12 protein-coding genes are annotated in these 15171 nt (G+C 71.7%); 8 read left to right on the top strand and 4 right to left on the bottom strand.

The window, feature by feature from the left end; genetic code table 11:
- Nucleotides 1–81 precede the first annotated feature (81 nt).
- From JOF43_RS01935 to JOF43_RS01900, 8 genes are all read left to right on the top strand, one after another.
- The gene (locus JOF43_RS01935; RefSeq protein ID WP_209898339.1) at nt 82–1170 is read left to right on the top strand and encodes a zinc-binding dehydrogenase; all 1089 of its coding nucleotides are present in this window, start codon (nt 82–84) and stop codon (nt 1168–1170) included.
- A gap of 419 nt (nt 1171–1589) precedes the next feature.
- Nucleotides 1590–2264, top strand: a complete 675-nt coding sequence (locus tag JOF43_RS01930) for a DUF2291 family protein (protein WP_209898337.1) — start codon at nt 1590–1592, stop codon at nt 2262–2264.
- Nucleotides 2261–3817, top strand: a complete 1557-nt coding sequence (locus tag JOF43_RS01925) for a sugar ABC transporter ATP-binding protein (protein WP_209898335.1) — start codon at nt 2261–2263, stop codon at nt 3815–3817. The genes JOF43_RS01930 and JOF43_RS01925 overlap by 4 nt, the downstream gene beginning before the upstream one ends.
- Nucleotides 3818–3843: 26 nt before the next feature.
- Nucleotides 3844–5073 carry an ABC transporter permease gene (locus JOF43_RS22880; RefSeq protein WP_281065005.1) on the top strand — a complete coding sequence of 410 codons (1230 nt, stop codon included), beginning with the start codon at nt 3844–3846 and terminating at the stop codon, nt 5071–5073.
- A gap of 100 nt (nt 5074–5173) precedes the next feature.
- The gene (locus tag JOF43_RS01915; protein ID WP_209898333.1) at nt 5174–6166 is read left to right on the top strand and encodes a D-ribose ABC transporter substrate-binding protein; all 993 of its coding nucleotides are present in this window, start codon (nt 5174–5176) and stop codon (nt 6164–6166) included.
- A gap of 250 nt (nt 6167–6416) precedes the next feature.
- Nucleotides 6417–7793, top strand: coding sequence for an RbtT/DalT/CsbX family MFS transporter (locus JOF43_RS01910; RefSeq protein ID WP_209898323.1), 1377 nt, complete (start codon nt 6417–6419; stop codon nt 7791–7793).
- Nucleotides 7794–7842: 49 nt separating this feature from the next.
- Nucleotides 7843–9546, top strand: a complete 1704-nt coding sequence (locus JOF43_RS01905; RefSeq protein WP_209898320.1) for a dihydroxyacetone kinase family protein — start codon at nt 7843–7845, stop codon at nt 9544–9546.
- Nucleotides 9547–9816: 270 nt separating this feature from the next.
- Entirely contained in the window at nt 9817–10287 is a 471-nt protein-coding gene (locus tag JOF43_RS01900) for a ribose-5-phosphate isomerase (RefSeq protein ID WP_209898317.1), read from the top strand.
- A gap of 100 nt (nt 10288–10387) precedes the next feature.
- Here JOF43_RS01900 and JOF43_RS01895 read toward each other — a convergent pair whose 3' ends face one another.
- Genes JOF43_RS01895 through JOF43_RS01880 form a run of 4 tightly spaced genes read right to left on the bottom strand, consistent with a single transcriptional unit; the run spans nt 10388 to nt 14985 of the window.
- Entirely contained in the window at nt 10388–11836 is a 1449-nt protein-coding gene (locus tag JOF43_RS01895; RefSeq protein ID WP_209898314.1) for an MFS transporter, read from the bottom strand.
- Between the two features lie 50 nt (nt 11837–11886).
- The gene (locus tag JOF43_RS01890; RefSeq protein WP_209898311.1) at nt 11887–12378 is read right to left on the bottom strand and encodes an NUDIX domain-containing protein; all 492 of its coding nucleotides are present in this window, start codon (nt 12376–12378) and stop codon (nt 11887–11889) included.
- A 37-nt stretch (nt 12379–12415) separates the two neighbouring features.
- Nucleotides 12416–14218, bottom strand: coding sequence for a 5-oxoprolinase subunit B/C family protein (locus JOF43_RS01885; RefSeq protein WP_209898309.1), 1803 nt, complete (start codon nt 14216–14218; stop codon nt 12416–12418).
- Nucleotides 14215–14985 (bottom strand): LamB/YcsF family protein, encoded by a 771-nt coding sequence (locus tag JOF43_RS01880; protein ID WP_209898307.1) that lies wholly within the window; start codon nt 14983–14985, stop codon nt 14215–14217. Before JOF43_RS01880 ends, JOF43_RS01885 begins: the two co-directional genes overlap by 4 nt.
- Nucleotides 14986–15171: the final 186 nt, after the last annotated feature.

Below are 15171 nucleotides of genomic sequence, written 5' to 3'. Positions count from 1 at the left end.
CGGGGCCGCGCCGCTGCGACGGACCCGAGGTCGGCCGCCGCGAGGACAGCGCGCGGAACGTATCGAAGGAGATGTGTCGAGATGAGCGAGACCCCGACGACCATGCAGGCCGTGGTCATGCATGCCCCGGAGGACTACCGGCTCGAGAGCAAGGACGTGCCGACCCCGGCCGCCGACGAGCTGCTGATCAGGGTCGAGGCCGTCGGCGTCTGCGCGAGCGACCTCAAGGCCTACGCCGGCGCCGCCAAGTTCTGGGGTGACGAGAACCGCGACCGCTGGGTCGAGCCCGGCATCACCCCCGGTCACGAGATCACCGGCGAGATCGTCTCCGGCTCCGCCGAGGCTCTCGCCCTCCACGGCGTCGAGGTCGGCGACCGCATCGTCGTCGAGCAGATCGTCCCCTGCGGCGAGTGCATGTACTGCCAGCGCGGCTGGTACTGGATGTGCGACCCCCACGACATGTTCGGCTTCAAGCACTACCACGGCGGCATGGCGGAGTTCATGATCGTCCCGGCCCTCGCGCGAGCCCACAGGATCTCCAAGGAGATCCCGCCGCATCACGCCGCCTTCGCCGAGCCGCTGTCCTGCTCGCTGCACGCCGTCGAGCGCGCCCAGCTCACCTTCGACGACGTCGTCGTCATCGCGGGCGCCGGCCCGATCGGTCTCGGCGCCATCATCGGCGCGGCCCACAAGAACCCCAAGATGGTCATCGCCCTCGACTTCGACGAGAACAAGCTGGCGCTGGCGGAGAAGTGCGGCGCGGACCTCACACTGAACCCCTCGAAGGTCGACGTCTTCGAGGAGATCCGCGCTCTCACCGGCGGCTACGGCGCCGACGTGTACATCGAGTGCACCGGGCACCCCAGCGCCGTCGGCCAGGGCCTGAACCTGCTGCGCAAGCTCGGCCGCTACGTGGAGTACTCGGTGTTCAAGGAGAACGTCTCGGTCGACTGGTCGATCATCTCCGACGACAAGGAGCTCGACGTCCTCGGCGCCCACCTGGGCCCCCACACCTGGCCGGCCGCCATCAAGATCATCGAGTCCGGGGTGCTGCCGCTCGAGGAGATCTGCACCCACCAGTTCGGCCTGAAGGACGTCCAGAAGGCTCTCGACACCGTCGCCGACTCCGCCGGCGCCTCGGTGAAGGTCTCGATCCTGCCCGGGTCCTGATCCGTCCGCTCCCGGTGTCGCACGGCACCGGGAGCGACCGGCCGATGCCACGGTCGGTCCCGTCCAGGGGATCGACCGCGGCGTCCCCGCCACCACCCACGCCACCACGCCGACCGCTCACCACCTGACCACTCCCCCCGGCGCTCACCGCCGAGCGCCTCCTTCCCCGAGTGCAGGCCGCCGACGAGGGCGGCCGGACCCGCACTCACCGAGATCACCCCGCATCGCTCCACCCGGAGCCGGACCTCGACGTCGAGGCCCTCGCGGGCCCGTCTCTCACCATTCGTCGACGACCTCCGCCCGTCCGGCTCGCGCCGTGACGGCGACGCCGTCGGCGACCACCGACCGGCAACGACGCCCTCGTGCGGACAACGCCTCACGCGGACTCCACCAGGGCACCCCCGACAGGAAGGCTCAGCATGAGCACCGCAACGGCCGCGGAATCGCAGCCCCCGCAGCGCGCGAGGACCACCCCGAAGCATCTGGGCCGCTGGATCGCGATCGCCCTGACCGTGATCGGCCTGCTCGTGGTCGTGCTCGGCACGAAGATCGTCCCCGAGGGCGCCCAGGAGGAGGCCGCCGGGCCGGAGGCCTTCGACAAGGCGACCTTCGGCGCCGAGCAGTTCCCCACCGCCCAGCAGGAGATCACCGATCGGGCCGTGCCCGCCCCCGAGCTCGCCGAGGCCCTCGCCGCGGATCCCGAGGCCGCCGCCGAGGAGCACGGCGTCGAATCGGCCGGTCAGATGGTCTACAGCACGACCTTCACCGGAACCGTCGGCGAGGGCGAGGGCGGCATCTACGACGTCGCCGTCGAGGGGATGCCGGACAGCGTCTCCGTGCGCATCCAGACCGGGCCCGCGATCAACGGCACCGAGCTGCGCGATGCGACCGGCATCTTCGGCTTCGGGCAGTTCACCAACCAGATCGAGTACCAGGATGCCGGTGCCGCGCTCAACGAGGAGATGAAGAAGCAGGTCCTCGACCCGCTCGACCCGAGCTCGCTGCCCGGGCAGAAGGTCACCGTGACCGGGGCGTTCACCGCCATCAACCCCGAGGGGTGGCTCGTCACCCCGGTCTCCTTGGAGGTCCAGTGAGCACCGCGGCCGCTCCCAGCACCCCGCCGGGCACGTCCCCGGCCGACGACGTCGTCCTGCGGGCGCAGGACATCGTGAAGAACTATGGCGGCACCCAGGCGCTCAAGGGCGTGAACTTCGGGGTGCACCGCGGGAAGGTCACCACCTTGTTCGGGGAGAACGGCGCCGGCAAGTCGACGCTGATGAAGATCCTCTCGGGCGTCGAGCAGCCGACGTCGGGCCGGATCGTCCTGGACGGGCATCCCATCACCTTCGCCGACACCACCGAGGCGCGCGACCAGGGGATCGCGATCATCCACCAGGAGCTGAGCCTCGCCCCGAACCTCTCGGTGCGCGACAACATCTTCCTGGGCCGGGAGATCACCACCGCCACCGGCGTCGACTACGCCGAGGAGACCCGGCAGACCGCTGCCCTGCTGGCGGACATGCGATTGGACGTGGACCCCTCGACCGACGTCGGTGACCTGCGCGTGGGCCAGCAGCAGATCGTCGAGATCGCCCGCGCGCTGTCGATCGATGCCCGGATCCTGATCATGGACGAGCCGACCTCGGCCCTGGCCGCGAAGGAGGTCGAGATCCTCTTCGGCATCATCGAGGACCTCACCGCACGCGGCGTCTCCCTCGTCTACATCTCCCACCACCTCGAGGAGGCGCTGCGGGTCACGGACCACGCCGTGGTGCTGCGGGACGGCGCCGTGACCGCTCGCGGCGAGCGCGAGGACATCGACCTCGAGTGGATCGTGCGGAACATGGTCGGGGAGAACTTCGACCTGGGCTCCCCGCCGACCGGCTACGCCTTCGGTGACCCGGTGCTCTCGATCGAGTCCCTCACGCTCTGCGATCCTGAGAACCCCGAGCGCGCCGTCGTCGACGACCTGTCGCTCGAGGTGCGCTCCGGGGAAATCGTCTGCCTCTACGGGCTCATGGGCGCCGGTCGCACCGAGGTGCTCGAGGCCGTGGCCGGGCGCGGGGACGTCGCCGGTGGACGCCTCGTCTACCAGGGGCGCGAGCTGACCGGCGAGTCGATCCGCGAACGCCTCGCGATGGGCATCGGCCTGGTGCCCGAGGACCGTCAGCGCGACGGGCTGGTCCAGACCATGTCCGTCGGCCAGAACCTCACCCTCGCCAGTATCAAGCAGTTCCTCCGCCGCGGCTTCACCTCCCGACGGAAGGAGGACGCCCTCGCCACGCGCCTGATCAAGGAGGTGACGGTGAAGGCACCGGGGCCGGGCACCGCCATCGGGGCGCTGTCCGGCGGCAATCAGCAGAAGGTCGTGCTCGGCAAGATCCTCGGGACCGATCCCGGGGTGATGCTGCTGGACGAGCCCAGTCGAGGGATCGACATCGGCGCCAAGGCCGAGGTGTTCGGGCTGCTCGCCGACCGGGCCCGCAACGGTCTCGCCGTCGTCTACACGACCTCCGAGATCGACGAGTGCTTCAGCATCGCGCACCGCATCGTCGTCCTCCATCGCGGGCGTATCTCGGCCGAGTTCGGGCCCGACGCGGCGAAGGCCGACGTCATGGCCGCCTCCGGCGAAGTCATCACCCCTTGAACCAGTCCACAGGAACGGAACGCACCATGACCTCCCTCGCCGCCGGCGACACCGCGAAGAAGCCGGACTTCTCCAAGCTCCTTCTCGAAGGGCGCGCCTTCCTCGCCCTCGCGCTGATCATCGTCGTCTTCTCCCTGCTCTCGCCGAACTTCCTCACGGTCGACAACCTGCTGATCATGTCCTCGCACGTGGCGATCTTCGCGTTGCTGTCACTGGGGCAGCTGCTCGTGGTCCTCACCGGCGGGATCGATCTGTCCGTCGGTTCCACCCTCGGGTTCACCGCCGTCATCGGCGGCTTCCTCCTGCGCGGGGTGGAGCTGGACATCTTCGGGGTGACGCTCTACCCGAACGTCGCCGCCTCGGTTCTGATCGCGGTCGTCCTGGGCGGGCTGATCGGGGCGCTCAACGGCGTGCTGGTGGCGAGGTTCAAGGTCGCTCCCTTCGTCGCGACCCTCGGCATGCTCTACGTGATCCGCGGCTTCGCGCTGCTGATGACCAACGGACGCACCCTCAACGACCTCTCCGGTGATGAAGCGCTGGGCAACACCGGGTTCGAGTGGCTCGGCTTCAACCGGATCCTCGGCATTCCGGCCGGGGTGCTGATCATGGCCGTGATCGCCCTGGTCATCGCCCTCGTCCTGGGACGCACCACCTTCGGTCGTTGGCTGTATGCGACCGGCGGCAACCAGCGTGCCGCGCAGCTGTCCGGCGTGCCGGTGCGCAAGGTGACGGTGTGGGTGTACGTCATCTCCGGGCTGTGCTCTGCGGTGGCCGGGCTGATCCTCGCCTCCACGCTGACCAGCGCCAGCCCCACCGCCGGCAACACCTACGAGCTGACCGCGATCGCGGGCGTCGTGATCGGTGGCGCCGCCCTCTCCGGAGGCCGCGGCACCGTGCGCGGCACCCTGCTGGGCGCGTTCGTGATCGGCTTCCTCTCCGATGGCCTCGTGCTGATCGGCGTCTCCGCCTACTGGCAGACCGTCTTCGTCGGTGCCGTCATCGTCGTCGCCGTGCTGCTGAACTCCCTGCAGTACGGCCGTCCGCGCCGGGCGGCCAAGGTCTCGCCGGGAGCCGGGGCGGGAGTCGGAGCCGGGGCCGACGCCGATCCCGCGACCGGCACCGGGACCGACCGCGCCGACGCGGTCCGCTCCGACGCCGACGCCGACGCCGATCCCACGACCGGCTCCGGATCCGATCGCCCCGACGAGGGCCGGTCCGGCCCCGGCGCCGGACCCGACACCGATCGGACCGACTGACCCCAGCTCGACCATCCCGACGACCACCCCGCTCACGGCACCCCGTGCAGGAGTCCCGATGCACCCCGTCCGGGATGCATCTCCCCGAAAGGAACACACCATGGAACGCAGGCATTTCCTCTCCGCCCTCGGCGTCGGTGCCGCAGCGGCCGGTCTCGCAGCATGCGGCGGATCCGACGAGGCGGGCGGCGGCTCGTCCGACGGCGGCGGTGGCGGCACCGACGGCGGGCTGATCACGATCATCGTCAACGACCCCTCGAACCCCTACTGGAAGACCGAGGGCGACGTCGCCGCGGCCAAGGCGGAGGAGCTCGGCTACACGACGACGGTGGGCGCCCACAAGGGTGACACCAACACCGAGAACACCCTGGTCGACACCGCCATCTCGAACCAGTCCGTGGCGCTGATCATGGACCCGGCCAATGCCGACGGGTCGATCGGCACCATCAAGAAGGCCGTCCAGGCGGAGATCCCCGTCTTCCTCATCAACGCCGAGATCAACGAGTCCGGCGTCGTCATGGCGCAGCTGGTCTCCAACAACGCTCAGGGCGCCGCGCTCGGCGCCCAGGAGTGGGTCACGCAGATGGGGGAGAGCGGGAAGTACGTCGAGCTGTTCGGGCTGCCCTCGGACAACAACGCCCAGACCCGCTCCAACGGCTTCACCACGACGATCAGCCAGTACCCCGATCTCGAGAAGGTCGGGGAGGAGGTCGCCGACTGGGACCGCACCATGGGACACGACAAGGCGCAGTCCCTGCTGCAGGCCCACCCGGACATCACCGGGCTGATCTCCGGCAACGACGAGATGGCGCTCGGGGCGATCGCCGCCTTCCAGGAGGCGGGGGCGCTGGAGAACATCCTCGTAGGAGGCTTCGACGGCTCCCCGGACGCGATCGAGGCGATCAAGAACGGCGACCTCGCCTACACGGTGCTGCAGCCCGTGGCGCAGTTCGCGGAGCTGGTGATCGAGCTGGCCGACGACTTCCTGCGCAACGGCACCGAACCCGAGCAGGAGAAGCAGGCACTGGACTGCATCCTCATCACGGAGGAGAACATCGACAAGATGACGGCGCCGTTCACCTACACCGAGTGAGCGATCTCCCCGGCGGGGCGGCGAGGTGAGGGCCGAGGACCGGTGCGGTTCTCGGCCCCTCGTCCGTCGGCCGATCGGTGCATGCTCATCGGTGAGGCAGTGATCACGCTCGTGCGGCACATTTGTGCTTGACGAATGTTCGGCCCGGGGCCTATGGTCATCCCGACCGACCGCGGGACACCTCGGGATCGGTCAGCTGTGAAGGTCGACCGCCGACCGCCGACCGCCCCCGCACGAAGGAGTGTCCTGTATGAGTTCGGTACCGAACACGACCGGCCCGGTCCCCGCTCCCGGGACGGGGGCCAGAGAGCCGCTCCTGGACCGCCTCGGCTTCCCCCACGCCCTGCGTTGGGGTTTCCTCGGCGTGCTGGTCTTCATGACCGGCAACGGCGTCGAGTCCAACTTCGTCTCCCCGCACATCGCCAAGGCCTTCGGCGGCGGCGATGACATGATCAACCTCGCCGCCACCATCATCACGATGTACAGCCTCGCGGTGCTGGTGGGCTCCTATCTCGCCGGTGCGCTGTCGGACCTGTGGGGGCCGCGCCGCGTGATGGCCCTCGGCTTCGCCGTCTGGGTCGTCTTCGAGATCGCCTTCCTCCTGGCGCTGGGGACCGACTCCGCCTTCCTGGTCGGGGCCGCCTACTTCCTGCGCGGCTTCGGCTTCCCGCTGTTCGCCTTCGCCTTCCTGGTGTGGATCAACGCCGTCGTGGACAAACGACGCAACGGCACCGCCGTCGGCTGGTTCTACGTCATGTTCACCGGCGGCCTGCCCACCCTGGGCTCGCTCGTGGCCGTCTTCATGATCCCGCGCTTCGGCGGCGGCTTCTCCGGCGAGACGTGGACCATGATCGCCTCCGCCGTCATCGTCGCGATCGGCTTCTGCATCGCCTGGTTCGGGGTGAAGGAGCGCCACGGCTCGATCCGTCTGGCCCCCGAGGGGGAGACCGCCGGCGCGGTCCTCTCCTCCGGCTTGCGCCTGACCTTCACCAACAAGCGGATCGCCATGGGCTTCCTGACCCGGCTGATCAACACCGCGCCCGAGTTCGGCATGTTCATCATCCTGCCCAACGTGATCGCGGTGCAGCTGGGCTGGGGCCAGTCCCGTTGGCTGATCATGACCAGCGTCGTCTACGCAGGCAACATCCTGTTCAACGCCGCCTTCGGCGCGCTCGGCGACAAGGTCGGCTGGGTGCGGACCGTGCGCTGGTTCGGGATCGTCGGCTCCGCGATCGGCCTGCTGCTGTGGTGGTACGTGCCCCACATGGTCCCGGCCGGCTCGGACTGGGGCTTCGTCGTCTCCGTCGCCGCCGGCACGGTCTTCGGCATCCTGCTGGCCGGCTTCGTCCCGCTCGGGGCGATCATGCCGGCCATCGCCCCGAAGCACACCGGCGCCGCGATGGCGATGTACACCACCGCCGCCGGCGGCGCCACCTTCCTCGGCTCGGCGGTCGTGGCGATCGTGCGGCCCTGGGGCGGTAACGTCGGTGTGGTCTGGGTGTTCGTGCTGCTGTACGCCTGCGCCTTCGCGATGACCTTCTTCCTGAAGGTCCACCAGCCGCGGCTGCACGGCCCCGTGGTCCATGGCGCCGACAGCCCCGCGGACAGCCCGACGCGACCGGCGTGACCCGTCCATCCGTCCGACCCCCTCACCCCGCCTTCGAGAGAGACGTGCGATGACCTACCTGTTCGATGATCCGAAGTCCTTCCCCGCCGACGCCGTGGAGGGCCTCGTGGCCGCCCACCCCGAGGAGCTGCTGCAGGTCCACGGCGGGGTCGTGCGCAAGGACGCCACGCCGACGGGGCAGCCGGCGCTCGTGGTCGGCGGCGGCTCCGGCCACTACCCGGCCTTCGCCGGCTGGGTCGGCCCCGGCTTCGCCCACGGCGCGCCGTGCGGCAACATCTTCTCCTCCCCGTCGGCCGACCAGGTCTACTCGGTCGCCCGCAACGCGGAGAACGGCGGCGGCGTGATCCTCGGCTTCGGGAACTACGCCGGGGACGTCCTGCACTTCGGGGTCGCCGCCGAGAAGCTGCGCGCCGAGGGCATCGACGTGCGCATCGTCGCGGTCAGCGACGACGTGGCCTCCGGGGAGAAGGGCCAGCACCGTGACCGGCGCGGTATCGCCGGTGACCTGCCGGTGTTCAAGATCGCCGGCGCCGCCATCCAGTCCGGCGCCGACCTCGAGGAGGCCGAGCGCCTGGCCTGGAAGGCCAACGACGCCACCCGCTCGCTCGGGGTCGCCTTCGACGGCTGCACGCTGCCCGGGGCCGAGGACGCCCTGTTCCACGTCCCCGAGGGGACGATGGCGATCGGCCTGGGCATCCACGGAGAGCCGGGCATCGACGAGAAGCCCATGCCCTCGGCCGAGGAGCTCGCGAAGATCCTGGTCGACGGGGTCCTGAAGGAGACGCCGGAGCTCGACTCGACGCGAGCGGCGGTGGTGCTCAACGGCCTCGGCACCGTGAAGTACGAGGAGATGTTCGTCGTGTGGAAGCACGTCGCGGCGCTCCTGGCCGAGGCGGGGCTCACCGTGGTGCGTCCTGAGGTGGGCGAGCACGTGACCAGCCTCGACATGGCGGGTCTGTCGCTGACGGTGATGCGTCTGGACGACGAGCTCGAGCAGCACTGGCTGGCCCCGGCCGACACCCCGGCCTTCCGCCGTGGCGGCAGCGTCCAGGGTGATCTCGGCACGACCCGCGGCGAGGTGTACGCCCCGGGCGAGGACCCGATCCCCGAGGCCTCCGAGGACTCCCGCGCCGGCGCCGCCCGCATCACCGAGCTCCTCGGTGAGATCGAGTCGCTGCTCGAGGAGCTCGAGCCCGAGCTGGGCCGGATGGACGCCATCGCCGGCGACGGTGACCACGGCCAGGGCATGGTGCTCGGCATCCGCGCGGCGCACTCCACCGCGCAGCGCGCCGCCGAGGCCGGTGCCGGGGCACGCACCGTGCTCGTGCAGGCCGGGGCGTCCTGGTCCGCCGAGGCCGGCGGCACCTCCGGAGCCCTCTGGGGCGCAGCGCTGACCAGCGTGGGCAGTGCCTTCTCCGATCAGGAGAAGGTCACCGACGAACAGGTCGTCACGGCCCTCGTCCAGGCCGTCGAGGCCATCGAGCGGCTGGGCGGAGCGAAGCCGGGCGACAAGACCATGGTCTGCGCCGCGGTGCCCTTCCGGGAGAGCCTGGCCGGGGCGGACGGCGCTGCCGGCGAGGCCATCGTCACCGCCGCGGAGAAGGCGAGCGCGGCCGCCGAGGCCACGGCCGATATCGTGGCCCACAAGGGCCGCGCCCGTAACCACGGCGACAAGTCCGTGGGCACGCCCGACCCGGGGGCGATCTCCTTCTCGAAGATCGTCACCCTGCTCGGCCGGCAGCTGTCCGCCTGAAGGACGAGGAGGTGGCCGCGGGGCCCGGTCCTCCAGGCTCGGCCTCCGAGCGCCGTCGAACGGACGGCACCGATCGGTCGGGGAGCCGCGCCGCCGGAACAGTTCGCCGTCCTGCGGCGTTGTACTGGGGGTGGGCAGGGAGCGAGACGACCGCGTCCGCGGGAGCCTCGGCCGGCCCGTTCGACGCCCCGACCTCGTACCGCGTACCACCTCGTCCCTCGACCTCACACCTCACCTCTCGACCTCATACCTCACCACGAAGGAGCAGACATGGGCTGGAAGATCGTCACCGGATCGGACAACGCCGGATTCGGACACAAGAGCGCGCTGAAGGAACTGCTGGAGTCCGACTCCCGCGTCGACGAGGTCATCGACGTCGGCGTGACCGGCCGCGAGGACGGCACCTACTACCCGAACGTGGCCGTCGAGGCCGCGGAGAAGATCGCCGCCGGCGACGCGGACCGCGCACTGCTGATCTGCGGCACCGGCCTGGGCGTCGCGATCGCGGCCAACAAGGTCTCCGGGGTCCGCGCCGTGACCGCGGACGACCTCTACTCCGTGCAGCGCTCCGTGCTCTCCAACAACGCGCAGGTGCTGTGCATGGGCGAGCGCGTGGTCGGCCTCGAGCTGGCCAAGGAGCTCGTGAAGGTGTGGCTCGACCTCGAGTTCGACCCGAACTCCTCCTCGGCCGACAAGGTCGATGCGATCTGCGCCTACGACGGGTCGCTCGACAAGTCCTGATCGACGTACTGCGAGCGGCCCCACCGGCTGCGGTGGGACGTGAACCTGCCGCCGCCTGCGTCGCCGGAGTCCGCCCGACCCGCACGCCTGGCCCGCCCGCCTACTCCGCCAGGGCGCGGCCGCGCTGCTCGGGGAGGGTGAAGGCGGCCGCTGCGGCGAGGGCGAAGGCGATCGCGAAAGCCCCGAAGGCCAGCGCCTGGCCACCTGTGGCCACCAGGATCGGCACCAGGAACGGCGCGAGCATGGAGGCGAGGCGACCGAAGGCGGCGGCCGCACCGGTGCCGGTGCCGCGCACCGCGGTCGGATACAGCTCGGGCCCGATCGCGTACAGGGCGCCCCAGGCGCCGAGGTTGAAGAAGCTCAGCAGGCAGCCGGCGGCCAGGATCATGGTCTCGCTGTCGGCCAGGCCGTACCCGGTGGCGGCGAGCGCGGACCCGCCCAGGAAGAGGGTCAGGGTCCAGCGGCGGCCCAGGATCTCGATCAGCCACGCCGCGGTGGCGTAGCCGGGGATCTGCGCGAGCGTGATGATCAGCGTGAAGGCGAAGGACTGGGTGAGAGTGAACCCGCGGTCCACCAGCAACGTCGGGATCCAGATGAAGGCCCCGTAATAGGCCAGGTTGATGCAGAACCACACGGCCCACAGCCCCAGGGTCCGCCGGCGCAACGCCCGCGACCAGATGCCGCCGTCGGTCCGCACGTCGTCCGCTGCGGGCACCGTCCCGACGGCAGCGGGGTCGACGGGAGCCGAGGCGTCGGAGGCGGGCCCCGCGGACTCGCTGCCGGTGGCCGCGGTTCCTGCGAACTCACCGCCCGGGACGGTCACGCCCGCGCTGAGCTCGAAGTCGCGCACCACCGTCTCGGCCTGCTGATGTCGGCCGGCCCGTTCGAGATACCGCACGGACTCCGGCATCCCCAGCCGGATGACCAGCGAGTACGCGGCGGGGACGAGGCCGACGGCGAGTGCCCAGCGCCAGCCCGTCGGCCCCGAGGCGGCGACGAAGGTGCCGATCACCGCGGCGAGGATCCAGCCCAGCGCCCAGAACGCCTCGAGCCAGACGATCACGCGTCCGCGGATCCGGGCGGGGGCGAACTCGCTCATGAGGGTGGAGGCCACCGGCAGCTCCGCCCCCAGGCCGAGCCCCACCACGAACCGCAGCACGATCAGCGCCCCCACGCCCATGGCCAGCGCCGAGGCGCCCGTGGCCAGGCCGTACACCAGCAGGGTGAGGGCGAAGACGCTGCGGCGACCGATCCGGTCGGCCAGCAGCCCGCCCACGCTCGCACCGATCGCCATGCCCGCGAAGCCGGCCGAGGCGATCAGCGACCCGTCACCCTTCGAGATGCCCCAGTGCACGCTGAGCGCGGCGATGACGAAGGAGATCAGTCCGACGTCCATGGCATCCAGCGCCCACCCGATGCCCGAGGCGCCCAGCAGCTTCCCGTGCTTGCGGGTGAACGGCAGGCGGTCGAGGCGCTGGGACCGGGTCAGCGTGTGCGCGGTGGTGGTCGATGAGTCGGGGGACCCAGCAGGCGAGGCGGTGGGGTTCATGGTCAGCTCCGGAGGGGTGGGGACGTCCGCGGGGGCATCCTGGCGCGTGCTCAGCGGCGGGCGTGGGCGGTGAGGTCAGGCTCCGCCTCGCCGCGCAGCACCGCGAGCGCGCGCCGAGCCCGTGCACCGCCCCACGGGGAGAGGATCTCGGCGTCGGCCTCGTCGATCAGTGCCCAGCCGTCCAGCTCCGCGGCCTGCGGGACGATCCGCGCCTCGAGCTCGGCGCGCGGGATCATCCCGGCGTCGAACACGAAGTGCACGCCCATCGGGGCGCTGCGCACCGCGCTGGAGGGCATCCAGTCGATCGCCAGCAGGCGCCCGATCTCGAGGTCGAGCCCGAGCTCCTCGGCGACCTCCCGCTGTGCGCACTGCCGGGGATCCTCCCCGGGGTCGACCCCGCCTCCGGGAAGCAGCCAGTGGTCGCGATAGTTCGGGTCCTCGACCACGAAGCGACCCTGCTCATCACGCAGGATGACCGCGCTGGAGCTGATCACCGTAGGCAGGGTCGCGAAGTAGACAGGGTCCGGCAGCAGTCGGGGCATGCACCCATCGTGGCACCTCGGCGCGGACCCGACGGGGTCAGTCCGAGGATCCGTCGACCAGGTCGAACCGGACCGTCGACCCGGGGGCGGCCTGCGCGAGCAGGTCGAGGCTCGGGTGGGCGACGACACCGATGACGGGATACCCGCCGGTGGTGGGGTGGTCGGAGCCGAACACCACGGGCAGGCCCGACGGCGGGACCTGGATCGCGCCGGGCACCATCGCCTCACTGGGCAGCGCCCCGGCACCCTCGGGCACAGGCAGGGCAGGCCCGTCCAGACGCACCCCGACCCGGTCGGAATCCGAGCGCACCGTCCAGTCCGCGCCGAGCAGGGCCTCCATCGCGGCCCGGCCCAGCAGCTGGTCGCGCGGGCCGGCGTGGACGGGGATCTCGAGCGGTGCCGGTGCAGACGCGTCGCCCTCGTCCTCCTCGGGCGGGTCGTCGTGGACCGGGGCATAGGTCGCGGGGACGGCGTCCAAGCCGTGCTCCTCGCCCACCAGCAGCACGTCCCCGGCTCGCAGCGGCGCCGGGCCCAGGCCCGACAGGGTGTCGCGGGACAGCGATCCGAGCACGGGGGCGTCGGACGATCCCTCCGCCTCCGGGGAACCGCCGGGAGTCTCCGTCCCGTCGTCCCGCGGGCTGCGTCGCACCCCGCGGATCCCGCCGCGCACCGCGAGGACCAACCGCAGACCCCGGACGGCCGGACCCAGCTCGAGCTCGTCGCCGGGGTCGAGCGCGAGCGGCACCTCGCGCCCGTGCCCGGCCGGCACGGCGATCTCGGCGGTCTCCGGGTCGGAGCGCTGCACCGTGAGCGGGGCCTCCGCCCCGGACACGGCCACGACGGTGGGGGCGAGAGCGCGCAGGCGCAGCGGCCCGACCAGCGCTTCGAGCGCCGCGGCGTGGGTGGGATTGCCGACGGCGAGATCGGCACGCACCAGGGCTCCGCGGTCGGCGGCGCCCGACGGGCTCACGCCGATCGCGCCGTGGCCGGGTCGCCCGCCGTCCTGCAGCAGGAGGAGCGGCCCGGGGGAGAGGACCTCGAGCGCAGCCGTGGTGCGGGCGGTGGAGACGGCGGCCTGCCGCCGGCGCCGGGCGAGGCGTTCGGAGACGGCGCCGGCCTCGCGTCGCGCCCGGGCCAGGGCACTGGAGCTGCTGGAGAGCCGGGCGGAGGGCCGCTGGGCCGTGAAGCGCACGCGGGTGCCTGGCCCCAGCAGCGCCGGCGGGGTGTGGGTGACGTCGAACAGCTCTGCCTCGGTGCGGCCGATCAGCTGCCAGCCGCCCGGGGAGGAGCGCGGGTAGATGCCGCAGTAGCGGGAGGCGAGGCCGACGGCGCCGGCCGGGACCGCGGTGCGCGGTTCGGCGCGGCGTGGCACGTCCCACGGAGGAGCCTCCGGAGCCGCCTCATCGCCCTCGGCGACGAGATAGGGGAAGCCCGGGGCGAAACCCCCGAAGGCCACGGTCCAGAGGGCACCGGTGTGGGCCGTGATCAGGGCGTCCGTGCTCAGTCCGAGCAGCTCGGCCGCCTCGGTGAGGTCCTCGCCGTCGTAGGTCACCGCGAGGGTCTCCTCACCTGCGCCGGCCGGTTCCGCAGCGGTCACGGGCAGGTTCCGCAGCAGGTCGGCGAGCTCGGCGAGGTCGCGGGGAGCGTTGCCGGCCAGCAGCAGGGTGCGCTCGGCAGGGACCAGGTCGACCAGGTGGGGGAGGGCCAGCGCGCGGACCGCTGTCGCGGCGGCGAGCACGGAGGAGGTGTCGGGGTACTCCGCCACCAGGGCGGACTCCCCGGCGCGATGGATCCGCAGCGGCGGCGGCAGCTGATTCTCGGGCTCGGGAGCGCCGGTCACAGCGCCGCCTCCAGCCGCACGCCTGCCGCCTGCAGGCCGGAGCGGACGGCACGGGCGAGGTCGACCGCTCCCGGAGTGTCCCCGTGCAGGCACAGCGTCCGGGCCGGCAGATCCACCCAGGTCCCGTCGGTCGCGCGCACCCGCTGCTCGGTCGCGATCGAGAGCGCCTGGGCGGTCACTGCCTCGGGGTCGGTGAGCACGGCGCCGGGACGGGTGCGCGGGGTGAGGGTGCCGTCGGGGAGGTAGGCGCGATCGGCGAATCCTTCGAGCACGACGTCGATCCCGGCCTCGCGCGCCCGGTCGACGACGACGGCGCCCGGCGCAGCGACCAGAGACAGCTGCCCGCCGAGCTCGCGCAGGGCCCGCACCACCGCGCCGGCCTGCCCCTCGTGACGGGCCAGGGCGTTGTAGAGGGCGCCGTGCGGCTTGACGCCGCGCACCGTCGTGCCCTCCGCGGCGGCCATCGCCTGCAGCCCCCCGACCTGCACGATCACCAGGTCGGTGAGGTCGGCGGGCGCGATGTCGAGGAAGCGCCGTCCGAATCCGCTCAGGTCCGGATACGCGACGTGCGCAGTGAGCGCGACGTCCCGGGCGGCGGCTTCCCGGGCCGCGGCCCGCATCGTGCCACCGTCCCCGGCGTGACCCCCGCAGGCGACGTTCGCGGTGGTCACCATCTCGAGCATCGCCGCATCGTCGCCCATCGACCAGTCGCCGAAGCCCTCCCCGAGGTCGGCATTGAGATCGAGGACGGGAGCAGCGGTGGTCATCGGGATCGACTCCTTCGCGGTCGGCGGTGCCTCCCCATTGTCCGCCATGGAGCGCGTCCCGCACTCGCCGTGCTCCGTCGCCGCTTCTCGCGGGTCCCCCGCGCCCGAAACCGTCGGACTGCATTCCGGCTCCTCGCGGGCCCTCCGCGCGCCCGATACTGTCGGATCATGACCCCGCGCCCCGCT

The organism is Brachybacterium sacelli (assembly GCF_017876545.1).
Taxonomy (GTDB): Bacteria; Actinomycetota; Actinomycetes; order Actinomycetales; family Dermabacteraceae; genus Brachybacterium; species Brachybacterium sacelli.
Note: the sequence above shows the minus strand (reverse complement) of the source record. Positions and strands in the feature narration are given on the sequence as shown.